Origin of the sequence: Streptomyces sp. CA-179760, from assembly GCF_050937045.1 — a bacterium.
Lineage (GTDB): Bacteria > Actinomycetota > Actinomycetes > Streptomycetales > Streptomycetaceae > Streptomyces.
The window spans coordinates 9,076,121-9,088,539 of sequence record NZ_JBNJLZ010000001.1; the positions used below are offsets into that span (position 1 = coordinate 9,076,121).

Here is a 12,419-nt window from a genome sequence, read left to right on the forward strand (position 1 = left end):
TCCACCAGCACGGAGTCAGGAAGATGACCAAACGCGCCCCGGACGTGTCCGCGAGCCCGCCCAGGAGACGTAGTAAGTACACCCTTGCGCCGCTCGTCCTCATCGCGGCCAATGTCGTGCTCTTCGCGCTGTTCTTCGTCTGGCCGGCGGTGATCGGGCTCGTCTACTCCTTCACGAACTACACGGGCGTAGGTGTGTTCCAGTTCGTCGGACTGGACAACTACAGCAACCTGTTCGGGGACTCCACCTTCTACGACGCGCTGACCCGGACGCTGCTGTACGCCGTGCTCTTCGTCCCGCTGAACTTCGTGTTCTCGCTGCTCATCGCCAATGTCGTGGTGAGCAAGCACGCCAAGGGCGCCTCGGTCGCCCGCGTCATCTTCTTCATCCCGTGGCTGCTGTCGCCCATCGTCGTGGGTGTCCTGTGGCGGTGGCTGTTCGGTGAGAACTTCGGACTGGTCAACTACCTCATCCACGAGCTCGGCGGGCACGCCGTTCCCTGGCAGTCGAACGCCGACCTGTCGCTGCTGGTGGTGGTGATGGCGGCGTCCTGGGCCTGGACGGGCTTCTCGATGCTGCTGTTCATCGCGGCGATCAAGAACGTACCGGTGTCGTACTACGAGGCCGCCTCGCTCGACGGTGCCGGCCCTTGGCGTCAGTTCTTCCACATCACGCTGCCGAGCATCGCGCCCACCTCGTTCATCGTCATCCTGCTCAACACGATCAACGCGATGAAGGAATACCCGGTGTTCGTCGCCCTCAACAACGGCGGACCCGGAACGTCGAACAACCTGATGGTCCAGTACATCTATGAGACCGGCTTCAAACGGGGCCAGATCGGCTACGCGAGCGCCGCGTCGTTCGTGCTCATGCTCATCCTGATGGCCGTCGCGATCATCCAGCTGATCGTCAACCGGCGGGTGGAGAACCGATGACAACCACAGACATCCCACGCCCGGCCGACGCCGGTTCCGGACGGGCCGTCTCCAAGAAGCGGCCCCGCGGAGCGGCCACCGGTGGGCTCCGGCAGGCGGTGTCCGCGACGACACTGCTGTGGATCCTGGCGTGCCTGTACGGGTTGCCGGTGCTGTGGTTCATCCTCAGCTCCCTCAAGCCGGCCAGCGACCTGTTCTCCTATCCGCTGACGCTGGTTCCGCACAACCCCACCCTGTCGGGTTTCAAGGCAGCGTGGAGCAGCGCCAACTTCTCCCAGTACTTCATCAACACGACCATCGTGTGCGTGATCACGACGATCCTCACGGTGGGCGTCAGCTGCTGTACCGGGTACGCGCTGGCCAAGTACGACAACAAGTGGCTCAAGGTCTTCTTCCTCTGCATCCTGGCCACCACGATGCTGCCGTCCGAGGTCATGCTCGCCCCGGAGTTCCTGGTGGTCCGCGACCTCGGCCTCTACAACTCGTTCGCCGGCATCATCCTCCCGGCCGTGCTCACCGCGACCGGATGCTTCATGTTCCGTCAGTTCTTCCTGACGGTTCCCGACGAACTCGTGGAAGCAGCGCGCATCGACGGTGCCAAGGAACTGTCGATCTTCCTGCGGATCATGGTGCCGCTCTCCCGGCCCATCATGCTGACCCTGGCCATCCTGTCCTTCCAGTGGCGGTGGAACGACTACATCTGGCCGCTGCTGATGCTCAACGACCCCAACAAGTTCACCGTGCAGATCGGTATCCAGAGCATCGTCGGCGCGCAGAACATCAACTGGTCGGTCCTGCTCGGCGCATCGGTCATCTCCATGATCCCGCTGATCGCCGTCTTCCTGGTCTTCCAGCGCTACGTCATGGGCGCCGACATCAACGCCGGACTGAAGGACTGACCTTGACCGTCCCGCTCGACCACGAGTTCGTCCGGTCGGCGGCCGGCGCCGCCGACCGGCTGGCCGTCCCGCTGGCGGCCGACCCCGACGAGGAACCCGCCGGCCTGCCCCACCGCGCTCTGGCGCGCCGGGTGAAGACCCTCGTCGCGGCGTACCGGTCCCCGGACTCGGCACTGCACCGCAGCGGACAGGCCGTCGCCGCGGCGATGACCCACCTCCGCGCCCTCCGGGCCACGCAGACACCCACCGGCCTCTTCGCCGGCGGTGACAACGTGCAGTCACCGCCGGACTCCGCCTTCACCGTCAACGACGTGTGCGACGCGCACGTCCTCGCCGCGGGCGCGGGGCCGGAACTGCGCGAGGTGACGGCGGCGCTCGCCGAGATCGCCGGCGCCGCCTCCGACAGTCTCCTGACCGGTGGGGTGCACACCCCGAACCACCGCTGGGAGCTGTCCGCGGCGCTGGCCCGGCTGCACCGTTCGTTCCCCGACGACCGGCTGCTCGCCCGCATCGAGCAGTGGCTCTCAGAAGGCGTCGACATCGACGTGGAGGGCCTGTACTCGGAGCGGAGCGCCAACTACGCGGCCCACGTGTCCAACCCGTCGCTGCTGCTGCTGGCCGACGTACTCGGCCGCACCGACCTGCGGGACGCCGTCGAACACAATCTCGCCACCACCCTGGACCTCATCAGGCCGGACGGCACGGTGGAGACCGTCCTGTCGCGACGGCAGGACCAGAAGCACCCGTTCCCGCTGGCGCCCTACCTGCCGCACTACCGGCTGCTCGCGATCCGCACCGGCCGGGGCGACTTCAGCCGGGCGGCGCGGCTGGCGGCCGCCGGAGGCATCGACGACCCCGACCTCCTGGCCGAGACCCTCCTCACCCCGGATCTGTGCCGCGCCCTGCCGGCACCGGTGGCGGAGACACTCCCGCGTGCTCGGTACATCGCCACCGCGCGCCTCGCCGCACGCGCCTCGGCCACCGCGCACACGGTGGTGTACGGCGGCTCCGACGTGCCCGAGCACCGGCGCATCCGCTCGGGCCTCGCCTGCGATCCCACCTTCCTGCGCCTGTTCGCCGGTGACGCGGTCCTCGACGCGGTCCGTCTCTCCCGGGGGTTCTTCGACCTGGGCCCGTTCCGCGCCGCCGGCGTGGAGCAGCTCGCCGACAACCGGTACCGGCTCACCGAAACCCTCACCGCCGCCTACTACCAGCCGCTCCAGAAGGGCGAGAGGCGGGACGACGGCGTCTACCGGCTGGTGGACGACGGACGCTTCTCGGCCTCGATGGCCTTCCCTGACCGGCCCCGGGACGAGGTCTCCCACACGACCCGCGTCGAGGTGGACCTGAGGGACGACGGTGCCGACCTGCGGATCGACATCAGCGGACCGCGGGTGCCCTGGGCTCTCGAACTGACCTTCCGGCCGGGTGGAGTGCCGGAGGGCGCCGTACCGGTCGGCGACGGACGCTGGTGCCTGACGACCGGGCCGATGACCTACCGGGCCGGTGACGACGAGATCCGGGTCGAGGCCGACGTCGAGGCGGGCGAACCGCTGGCCGGGCCGGACCGGAGCGACGTACTGCGGTACGACCCGGGGCAGGACTACACCGTGGTGGGCGGCACCGACGCGACGACCGGGAACCGCGTCTACATCGGTGGACTCGGCCCGCACACCCTGACCCTCACACTGCGCGCCCGCCGGCCCGCACCTGGCGGGTGACTCCTGCGTGAGCCGGCCCGGGCATCACAAGGGCAGGCCGACCAGGCCCCACCCGCGTCGTCCGGTCTCGGTCACCACCACGCCCCACTCCCGCAGCAGCACCGAGAACTCGTCGAAGTCCTCGATCCACCGCCCCGGGCACGCGGCATGCGTGCCGTAGGGCACGCGCAGGCCCTCCAGCAGGGGCTCGGCGCGTGCCCAGTGCCCGGCCAGTGCGGACACGGTCGCGGGCGGGCAGGCGAGGAGCAGCCGGGAGTGCCAGGGGTCGGTGTCCGTGGGGAACAGCCCCGGGACGGAGATGTCCTCGGTGTCCCAGATCAGGTCCCGCAGGAACGCGTCCAGGTGCTCGCGCGTTCCCGGGGCGGCATACTCCCGTACGTCGTCCCAGGCCTGCCCCGCCCAGAAGTGGGGCTTGTAGGAGCCGGGGGTGCTGTGGAATTCGTACCGGCCGCACCACGGGACATGCGACGCGGCGGGCCACACCCATCCCCGCTGCGGCTCCGCGCCCCAGTCGAGCTCGTCCTCCGGCAGCGCGGCATCCTCGAGGAGGGTGTACCGCTCCCCGGACGGCGCCCGCTGGAGCCGCTCCCAGTCGACCGCCAGCACCGTGATGTCCAAGCCCATGGTCAGGTCTCCACACGCGGCAGCGCCGACGCCGGCACGACGAGGTCGGCCCGTCCCCGGGTCGTGGCGACCAGCTCGGCGTTGGGCTGGTCCGAGCGCGACACCCACGCGATCGCCTCCTCGTAGGTCTTGCCGAACTGCTCGTGACGGGCCACGAGCCGGTGGACGCGCTCCCGCTCGGGGAGTTCGCAGAACCACACCTCGTCGAGCCGGTGGCGGACCCGGGCCCAGGCGCCGGTGTCCAGGAGCAGGTAATTGCCCTCGGTGACGACGAGCCGGGCCGTCGGCGGCACCGGGACCGCCCCCGCGAGCGGCTGCTCCAGGACGCGCTCGAAGCCGGGTGCGTACACCACCTCGTCGTCCGTCTCCTCCCGCAGCCGCCCCAGAAGGGCCGCGTACCCGGCCGCGTCGAACGTGTCGGGGGCGCCCTTGCGGTCCCTGCGGCCGAGCCGCTCCAGTTCCGCGTCGGCGAGGTGGAAGCCGTCCATGGGGACGTGCGCGACCCAGGGTCGACCGGATCCGTTCAGTTCCCGCACCAGGTGCTCGGAGAGGGTCGACTTGCCCGCGCCGGGGCTGCCGGCGATGCCGAGGATCGCGCGCCGGCCGCCCCGGGAGAGGGCGCGGGCGCGGTGGACGAGGTCGTCGAAGGTGAGCGGCACACCGCAGAGTGTGTCACCCGGCGCCCGGGCCGTCCGGGGCGCGAATGTGGCGTGCGCCACTCAGTGGACATCTCCCTGAGGGGAACCGGTCCCTGTATGACGCAGCTCGGACTTCCCGACGACATCCACGCCTGCCTCTTCGACCTCGACGGTGTCGTCACCAAGACGGCCGTCGTGCACGCGGCCGCCTGGAAGGAGATGTTCGACGCCTTTCTGCGCGAGCGCGACGGTGAGGACTACCGGCCGTTCGACGCGTCCGACTACGACGAGTACGTCGACGGCCTGCCACGCGCCGACGGCGTACGCACGTTCCTCGCCTCCCGGGACATCGACCTGCCCGACGGAGACCCGGACGACCCACCGGGCGCGCGGACCGTGCACGGGCTGGGCAACCGCAAGAACGAACTGGTCCTGGCGAAGATCCGCACCGACGGAGTCGAGGCCTACGACGGCACCCTGCGCTATCTGGAGGCCGTCCGTGCCCATGGGTTGAGCACCGCCCTCGTCTCCTCCAGCGCCAACTGCCGGGACGTGCTGCGGTCGATCGGTGCCGAGCACTTCTTCGACGTACGGATCGACGGTGTGGTCGCGGCAGAGCGCGAACTGCCGGGCAAGCCACGCCCCGACACGTTCCTGGCCGCCGCCGGGGACCTGGGCATCGAACCGGCCGCGGCCGCCGTCTTCGAGGACGCCCTGGCCGGCATGGACGCGGGCCGCGCGGGCCGCTTCGGGTACGTCGTCGGCGTCGACCGCGTCGGACAGACCGACGCGCTGTACGAGCACGGCGCCGACGTCGTCGTGAAGGACCTCGACGAGCTGGGAGGCCGGAAGTGATCGAGCAGCGGGCGTACGCCGTTGAGCCGTGGACCGTGCGCGAGACGGAACTCAACCTCGACGTACTGGCCCAGAGCGAGTCCGTGTTCGCCCTGTCCAACGGCCACATCGGCTGGCGCGGCAACCTGGACGAGGGCGAACCGCACGGTCTGCCCGGCTCCTATCTCAACGGCGTCCACGAACTGCACCCGCTGCCCTACGCCGAGGCCGGCTACGGCTATCCCGAGTCCGGCCAGACGTCGATCAACGTCACCAACGGCAAGGTGCTGCGCCTGCTGGTCGACGACGAGCCGTTCGATCTGCGTTACGGACGGCTCGTCACCCATGAACGGACCCTGGACCTCAGGCGGGGCGTGCTGGAACGGGTCTGCGAGTGGACCTCCCCGGCCGGCTCGACCGTCCGTGTGCGCTCCACGCGGCTGGTGTCCCTCACCCAGCGGGCGATCGCCGCCGTGGCGTACGAGGTGGAGCCCGTCGACAGCCGTACCCGTGTCGTCGTCCAGTCGGAGCTGGTCACCAACGAGAGCCTGCCCGAGCCCGACGGCGACCCGCGCGCCGCCAAGGCGCTGAAGTCGCCGCTCCAACCCGAGGAGGACCTCGCCTCGGGCAGCCGGCTGCGCCTGGTCCACCGCACCCGGCGCAGCGGCCTCAGGGTCGCCGTGGCCGCCGACCATGTCGTCACCGGCCCCGAACGCACCACGACGAGCAGTGAGAGCAACGTGGATGTGGCCCGGCTGACCGTCACCTCCGTGCTGGAGCCGGGGGAGCGGCTGCGCGTGGAGAAGCTGGTCGCGCACGGCTGGTCCGGCGTCCGCTCCCGGCCCGCGATGAGCGACCAGGTCGAGGCGGCGCTGGCGGCTGCCGCGCAGAGCGGCTGGTGGGGGCTGCTGAAGGACCAGCGGTCGTACCTCGACGACTTCTGGGGCCGCGCCGACGTCGAGATCGACGGCGACGAGGAGATCCAGCAGGCCGTCCGCTTCGCCCTGTTCCACGTCCTCCAGGCGGGCGCCCGCGCCGAACAGCGCGCCATCCCCGCCAAGGGGCTCACCGGCTCCGGCTACGACGGCCACGCCTTCTGGGACACCGAGGCGTTCGTCCTGCCCCTGCTGACCCACACCGCGCCGAGGGCCGCCGCCGAGGAACTGCGCTGGCGCCTCGACACCCTGCCGGCCGCCCGCGAACGCGCGGCCCAACTCGGCCTGAGCGGCGCCGCGTTCCCCTGGCGCACCATCGAAGGGTCAGAAGGCTCCGCCTACTGGCCGGCCGGCACGGCCGCCTTCCATGTGGGCGCCGACATCGCGGACGCCGTCGTCCGGTACGTGGCGGTCACCGGGGACGAGAGGTTCGAACGCGAGGTCGGGGTGGAGCTGCTGGTGGAGACAGCCCGGCTGTGGCGCTCCCTCGGCCACCACGACGACCGGGGCGCCTTCCACATCGACGGCGTCACCGGACCGGACGAGTACAGCGCGATCGCCGACGACAACACGTACACCAACCTCATGGCCCGGGCGAACCTGCTGGCCGCCGCGGACGCCTGCAAACGCCACCCCGACGAGGCGGCCCGGCTCGGCGTGGACGAGGAGGAGAGCGCCGCCTGGAGGGACGCCGCCGAGGCCATGCACGTCCCCTACAACGACGAACTCGGCGTGCACGAGCAGCACGCCGGCTTCACCCGATACCAGCGCTGGGACTTCTCGCGTACGGGCCCGGACCAGTACCCGCTGATGCTCCACTTCCCCTACTTCGACCTGTACCGCAAGCAGGTGATCAAGCAGGCGGACCTGGTGCTGGCGATGTACACCTGCGGCAGTTACTTCGAGGAGTCCTTCGACAGCCACGCCGAGGAGCAGATCGCCCGCGACTTCGCCTACTACGAGCCGCTGACCGTGCGGGACTCCTCCCTGTCGGCGTGTGCCCAGGCCGTCATGGCCGCCCGGGCGGGCCATCTGGACCTGGCCTACGACTACACGGCCGAGGCCGCGCTGATGGACCTGGGGGACCTGGAGCACAACACCCGCGACGGACTGCACGTCGCCTCGCTGGCCGGTACCTGGACGGCGCTGGTCGCCGGGTTCGGCGGCATGCGGTGCGCCGACGGCACCCTGCGGTTCGCGCCGCGTCTGCCGGAGAGGTTCAGCCGGCTGGCCTTCACGGTGGGGTTCCTCGGCCGGTGCCTGCGCGTGGAGCTGGCCGCCGACCGCACCACCTACACCCTGAGCTCCGGCCCGCCCTTGACGCTCCATCACCACGGCACCGAGCTGACGGTGAGTGAAGACGCCCCGGTGACCAGGACCGTCCCTCCGCTGACACCGCGCCCGGCCCCGGGCCAGCCCCCGCATCGCGCCCCGAACGCCCGCTGACGCTCATTTCGCGTCAGGCACTTGGCCGTATTCCGCCCTGCGCTCCTCCACCCCGCGGGTTAGTTTGTCCGTGTTTGTCAATTTTTGAAACACGGGGACAAGGGGCGGAACATGACCGACGGCTCGAACGCCATCCTGGTTCGCAGGCGAAGACGCGAACAGACGGCCGGGCCGGGCGTGCCCCCGGAGCCCGGGGGGACCGGGCGCTCGCCGCGCTGGCGGCCGTCTTCGCGCTGGCCCAACTCGCCCTGGTCCGGCCCGTCCTGGGCCTCGGCTGGGACGAGATCGTCTACGTCAGCCAGGTTACCCCCCACACTCCCGCGGCCTTCTTCAGCGCCCCGCGCTCCCGGGGTGTCTCGCTGCTCGTGGCGCCCGTGGCGTCCTGGTCGACATCCGTCCCGCTGCTGCGCGTCTATCTCGCCGTGCTGTCCGGCCTCGCCCTCTACCTGGCCCTGCGCGCCTGGCGGGGCCTGTTCCCGACCCGTGTCCTGGTCGTCGGCGGCGCCCTCTTCGCCTCCTTGTGGGTCACCCTCTTCTACGGTCCGCAGGCCATGCCCAACTACTGGGTCGCGATCGGCGCCCTGATCTGCGCGGGCTGCTTCCTGCGAGCCCGGCAGGAACGTTCCGCCCGTGCCGCGCTGTGGGGCGTCGCCGCCGGCGCCGCGCTCATGGCGTGGATGCGGCCCACCGACGCGGTCTACGTGACCGTGCCGCTGCTCGTCCTCGCGCTGGTGCGCCGCCACTGGCGCCTGCTCTTCGTGCTCGCGGCGGGCCTCGCCGCGGGCGCCGTCCCGTGGGTGATCGAGGCCTACGTCGGCCACGGCGGCCTGGGGGAGCGCCTGGCGGAAGCCTCCCGCATCCAGGGAGGTCTCGGCTGGCACATCGCCGTCGACGACCAGCTGCGCAGCCTGGGCGGCCGGGCCCTGTGCCGGCCGTGCACCGGGGCGATGCCCAACCCCCTGGTCGTCATCTGGTGGTTCGTCCTGCCCGTACTGGCCGGCCTCGGACTGCTCGTCGCGGCACGGGCCCGGCGCATGGGACGGACCCTCGTCCCACTGGCCTGCGCCGCCACGGCCGCCCTGCCGTACCTTTTCATGATCGGGTACGCGGCGCCCCGCTTCCTCACCCCCACCTACGCGCTGCTCGCGATCCCGGTCGCCGACGCCCTGTGGCACCTGGCCAGGACCCCGCGCAAGACATGGCGGCCGGTGGCCGCCCCGCTGGTCGCGCTCGGGCTGGCCGGACACCTGGTGGCGCAGCTCGCCGTCCTGGACGGCGCGGTGTCCCGCAACACCGAGAACCGCCGCGACTGGGCCCGCACCGCCGACACCCTGCACCGTCTAGGAGTCGGCCCGCCCTGTCTGCTCACCGGCCACGAGGCCATCCCGATCGGCTACTACACCGGCTGCTCCTCGGGCGCGACATCCGGCAACAACGAGAACACCACCCCGGGTGCCGTCCTGCGCACCGCGCACCGCCTCCCGGTCGCCCACCTCGCACCGGCCGGCGGCACCCCGCCCCGCTACGCCCGCGGCTGGCCCGTCCACCGGATCTCGGACCTGGACGTCCGTGTCGCACCGCAGCCGCGGCGGGACCGCCCCTGACGCGACTCGCGTTTCCCGTGAGCCCGCCCGGAGACCTCCGCCGAGGTTAGAGCCCGCGTAACGGGAAACGCGGAACGGGCACCTGAGACCGACGAGTCGCCGCAGAGCGCGACAGGGAGGCAGAAGTGATGGGCACGGAACCGATGCGCCCCAAACCGATGGCGGACGACGCGTACCAGCCCACCGGGACCAACGAGGAGCAGGCGGACGCCGCACCGCTGGATCTGCAGGACGCCGTCGACGAACGGACCTACGACGACACCCTCGACGAGGGCTACTCCCCGCCGGAGAAGCCGCTCGGCGTCACCAAGAGCGGCACCACCGCCGCCGAGCAGCACGAGGGCGAGACCCTCGACGAGCGGCTGTCCCAGGAGGTCCCCGACGTGTCGGCCGAACCGGCCGGGGACGGCGTGGGCGACAGCCCCGACAGCGACGGCGAACCGGTGGACCCGGAGGCGGGAACCGCCCGCGCCGGCCGCCTGGTCGCCCCGGACGAGGGCGCCCACGCGAACACCACGAAGGAGACCGTCGCGACCGACATCGGCATCGACGGCGGAGCGGCCGGAGCGGAGGAGGCCGCCGTACACGTGGTGGACGACGACGGCACCCTGCCCGGGGACGACGACAGGGAGTGAACCGGCCGCGGCCGGAAGGCCGGCCCCCTCGGCGGACGCCGAGGGGCCGTCGGCTACGGCAGCAGCTTCTCGAGCGCGGCGGGCCCCTCGGCGGCCAGCTTGCGCCTGGCCCATTCGAGATTGTGCGGGGTGAGGTCCTTGCCCGAGGCAAGGACAAGGTCCTCCGGCGACACGTCGGTGCCGGTGCGGGCGTGGAGCAGGTGGTCCGGGGTGGCGCGGTCCTCGGGCGGCAGGGACGCGTGGGGCTGTGACGTCGACATGTTCTCTGCTCCTAGGGTCCGGATCGCTGGGGCGGCCCCGGTGCTGAAAAACGGGTCCGCTATCACCATTCCCCGCGGGAGCGCGGCGTGCATCCGGAGGGCGCGGATCCGGCCCGGGGAGACCCCGTCCCCCCGTTCGGACGCTCACGGATATCGCCTCGCCGCACCCCGGGCCACGGTGGAGACACGTGTCCCCCTCCGACTGACAGGAGCCCTTCCATGCGCACACGTGTGACCGCCGCGTTCGGCCTGGCCTGCGCCGCCCTGCTGGCCTGTGCCGGCACGGCCAGCGCCGACGCGGAGGCCGAAGCCATCTCCATCGGCAACCCCGGCGTCCTTTCCGGCAACGTCGTACAGATCCCCATCGACATCGATGCCAATATCTGCGGCAACTCGGTCAACTTCATCGGCGCGTTCAACCCCGCCATCGGCAACAAGTGCTCGATCAAGGACTGAACCACCGGTCGTACGGCCCGCCGGCGGCGGCCCGCGAAACATCGCGGGCCGCCGCCGACCGCTGTCAGGGCTCGCTCCCCTGCGGACGGGGCGCGAGCACGAGCATCGTGACGTCGTCCCGTACGTCCGGGCAGTGCCGGACGAGGTCGGCCCACACCCGCTCGGCCAGGCCGGCCGGCTCCTCCCCGGCGAAGCCCGGCAGCCGCTCGGCCAGCGGGTAGAAGACCCCTTCGGTGTCCCTGGCCTCGGTGACCCCGTCGGACGCGAGGAAGAGCAGGTCACCGGCGCGCAGCCGCACCGAGACGACCCGGGGCGCAGCCGCGTCGGCGAGGCCCAGACCGAGCGGTGTGCACGGCTCGATGTCCAGCTCGACGGCCCGCCCGTCGCGCAGCAGCAACGGCCCGGACTGCCCGCACGCGACGATCCGCACCACACGGGCGTCGGCGGAGAAACCGAGCAGCACCGCCGTCGCGAACAGCTCGGCGTGCGGCACTCCCGCCGAGTCCACCACCAGCCTCCGGTCGAGCCGGGCCGCCACCGCCGCCGGATCCGGCTGATCCAGGACCGCCTCCCGGAAGGCCCCCAGCAGCGACGCGACCGTGGCGACGGCGGAGAGACCGTGTCCCTGGACATCGCCCATGACCGCCCGTACCCCGTAGGGACCCGCCCGTACGTCGAAGAAGTCGCCCCCGACCAGCGTCCCGCGCTGCGCCGCCCGGTACAGCCCCGCGCACCGCACCAGCCCGACCCGCTCCCGCAGCGGCGGCACGACGGCCCGCTGCGCGGCCTCGGCGACAGCCCGCTCGGTGACCAGCTGGGCGTCACGCCGGCTGCGGACGAACGACAGCAGCACGCTCAGCGCCGCCACGAAGCACACGGTCAGCAGATCGGTGCTGCCGGGGTCGTCCAGGCTGAAGACCGGAATGGTCAGCACGACCACCACCAGCCCGCCCAGCACCGCCGTCGCCAACGGCCCGTGCGCGAGCACGGCCAGGGGAGGGATGGCACCCAGCAGGAAGCCGATGTCGAGCGGCTCCGGGCTGATCAGCTCCGCCGCGCACACCCCAGCCAGCAGCGCGGACGGCAGCACCCGCGCCCAGCCAGGCGGGGGCGCGCCGCGCAGCCAGCCGCGCCGGTCCCTGTCCCGGTCCCGGCGCGGCAGCCGGCCGCGCACACTGCTCACACCACCACGCTGCTACGCCCGACCGGGCGCCGCACGCCGGGCCCGCGTGAGTGCCCCGGGCCGGCCGGGCGCAGTGGCCGGTCGGGCCGGATGGCCACTTGAGCCGGGCCGGGAATTCGATGGACCGCCCCTCGGCGGTCCCGTAGCCTGTGTCGCGCCACGCCCCGAGACCCGTGGAAGGAGGGCAGAGCCGTGCAGTTCACACCGTTCCAGCGCTCCCTGCTCCTCGTCCCCGGCGTGTCTCGACCG

General features: G+C 71.7%; 11 protein-coding genes and 1 pseudogene. 8 read left to right on the forward strand and 4 right to left on the reverse strand.

From position 1 onward, the window contains the following. Positions 1-23: 23 nt before the first annotated feature. The 3 genes from ACQEV8_RS41080 to ACQEV8_RS41090 are packed head-to-tail and all read left to right on the forward strand — an operon-like array spanning position 24 to position 3,555. The gene (locus ACQEV8_RS41080) at positions 24-935 is read left to right on the forward strand and encodes a carbohydrate ABC transporter permease (protein WP_432971620.1); all 912 of its coding nucleotides are present in this window, start codon (positions 24-26) and stop codon (positions 933-935) included. Next, positions 932-1,834: a carbohydrate ABC transporter permease gene (locus ACQEV8_RS41085; protein WP_432971623.1), complete on the forward strand. Its 903-nt coding sequence runs from the start codon at positions 932-934 to the stop codon at positions 1,832-1,834. The genes ACQEV8_RS41080 and ACQEV8_RS41085 overlap by 4 nt, the downstream gene beginning before the upstream one ends. 2 nt (positions 1,835-1,836) lie before the next feature. Continuing rightward, a complete protein-coding gene (locus tag ACQEV8_RS41090; protein ID WP_432971626.1) occupies positions 1,837-3,555 on the forward strand; it encodes a hypothetical protein in 1,719 nt (572 codons plus the stop codon). Positions 3,556-3,579: 24 nt separating this feature from the next. On the opposite strand, the gene ACQEV8_RS41095 is transcribed toward ACQEV8_RS41090, so the two are convergent. Both ACQEV8_RS41095 and ACQEV8_RS41100 read right to left on the reverse strand, forming a co-directional pair. After that, positions 3,580-4,179 carry a hypothetical protein gene (locus tag ACQEV8_RS41095; RefSeq protein WP_432971629.1) on the reverse strand — a complete coding sequence of 200 codons (600 nt, stop codon included), beginning with the start codon at positions 4,177-4,179 and terminating at the stop codon, positions 3,580-3,582. Between the two features lie 2 nt (positions 4,180-4,181). Next, the gene (locus ACQEV8_RS41100; RefSeq protein ID WP_432973364.1) at positions 4,182-4,838 is read right to left on the reverse strand and encodes a nucleoside/nucleotide kinase family protein; all 657 of its coding nucleotides are present in this window, start codon (positions 4,836-4,838) and stop codon (positions 4,182-4,184) included. 96 nt (positions 4,839-4,934) lie between these two features. Between ACQEV8_RS41100 and ACQEV8_RS41105 the strand changes: the two genes are divergently transcribed. From ACQEV8_RS41105 to ACQEV8_RS41120, 4 genes and pseudogenes are all read left to right on the forward strand, one after another. Then, positions 4,935-5,672 (forward strand): HAD family hydrolase, encoded by a 738-nt coding sequence (locus ACQEV8_RS41105; RefSeq protein ID WP_432971632.1) that lies wholly within the window; start codon positions 4,935-4,937, stop codon positions 5,670-5,672. Further along, a complete protein-coding gene (locus ACQEV8_RS41110) occupies positions 5,669-8,032 on the forward strand; it encodes a glycoside hydrolase family 65 protein (protein ID WP_432971635.1) in 2,364 nt (787 codons plus the stop codon). Before ACQEV8_RS41105 ends, ACQEV8_RS41110 begins: the two co-directional genes overlap by 4 nt. Before the next feature lie 111 nt (positions 8,033-8,143). Further along, positions 8,144-9,636: pseudogene (locus ACQEV8_RS41115) on the forward strand (hypothetical protein). A 143-nt stretch (positions 9,637-9,779) separates the two neighbouring features. Further along, on the forward strand, positions 9,780-10,271 hold the full coding sequence (locus tag ACQEV8_RS41120; RefSeq protein ID WP_432973367.1) for a DUF5709 domain-containing protein: 492 nt from the start codon (positions 9,780-9,782) through the stop codon (positions 10,269-10,271). 53 nt (positions 10,272-10,324) lie between these two features. Here the strand turns inward: ACQEV8_RS41120 and ACQEV8_RS41125 are convergent, their stop codons facing one another. Then, a complete protein-coding gene (locus ACQEV8_RS41125; RefSeq protein ID WP_432971638.1) occupies positions 10,325-10,531 on the reverse strand; it encodes a hypothetical protein in 207 nt (68 codons plus the stop codon). Positions 10,532-10,750: 219 nt separating this feature from the next. On the opposite strand from ACQEV8_RS41125, the gene ACQEV8_RS41130 reads away from it, so the two are divergent. After that, positions 10,751-10,987 (forward strand): chaplin, encoded by a 237-nt coding sequence (locus ACQEV8_RS41130; RefSeq protein ID WP_399028604.1) that lies wholly within the window; start codon positions 10,751-10,753, stop codon positions 10,985-10,987. A gap of 64 nt (positions 10,988-11,051) precedes the next feature. On the opposite strand, the gene ACQEV8_RS41135 is transcribed toward ACQEV8_RS41130, so the two are convergent. Beyond that, positions 11,052-12,170, reverse strand: a complete 1,119-nt coding sequence (locus ACQEV8_RS41135) for a PP2C family protein-serine/threonine phosphatase (RefSeq protein WP_432971642.1) — start codon at positions 12,168-12,170, stop codon at positions 11,052-11,054. Positions 12,171-12,419 lie beyond the last annotated feature (249 nt).

Excerpts from the sequence above, each read along its gene's own strand:
- ACQEV8_RS41080 (WP_432971620.1), top strand. The coding sequence starts at position 24 with ATGACCAAACGCGCCCCGGACGTGTCCGCGAGCCCGCCCAGGAGACGT.
- ACQEV8_RS41085 (WP_432971623.1), top strand. The coding sequence starts at position 932 with ATGACAACCACAGACATCCCACGCCCGGCCGACGCCGGTTCCGGACGG.
- ACQEV8_RS41095 (WP_432971629.1), bottom strand. The coding sequence starts at position 4,179 with ATGGGCTTGGACATCACGGTGCTGGCGGTCGACTGGGAGCGGCTCCAG.
- ACQEV8_RS41105 (WP_432971632.1), top strand. The coding sequence starts at position 4,935 with ATGACGCAGCTCGGACTTCCCGACGACATCCACGCCTGCCTCTTCGAC.
- ACQEV8_RS41120 (WP_432973367.1), top strand. The coding sequence starts at position 9,780 with ATGCGCCCCAAACCGATGGCGGACGACGCGTACCAGCCCACCGGGACC.
- ACQEV8_RS41125 (WP_432971638.1), bottom strand. The coding sequence starts at position 10,531 with ATGTCGACGTCACAGCCCCACGCGTCCCTGCCGCCCGAGGACCGCGCC.
- ACQEV8_RS41130 (WP_399028604.1), top strand. The coding sequence starts at position 10,751 with ATGCGCACACGTGTGACCGCCGCGTTCGGCCTGGCCTGCGCCGCCCTG.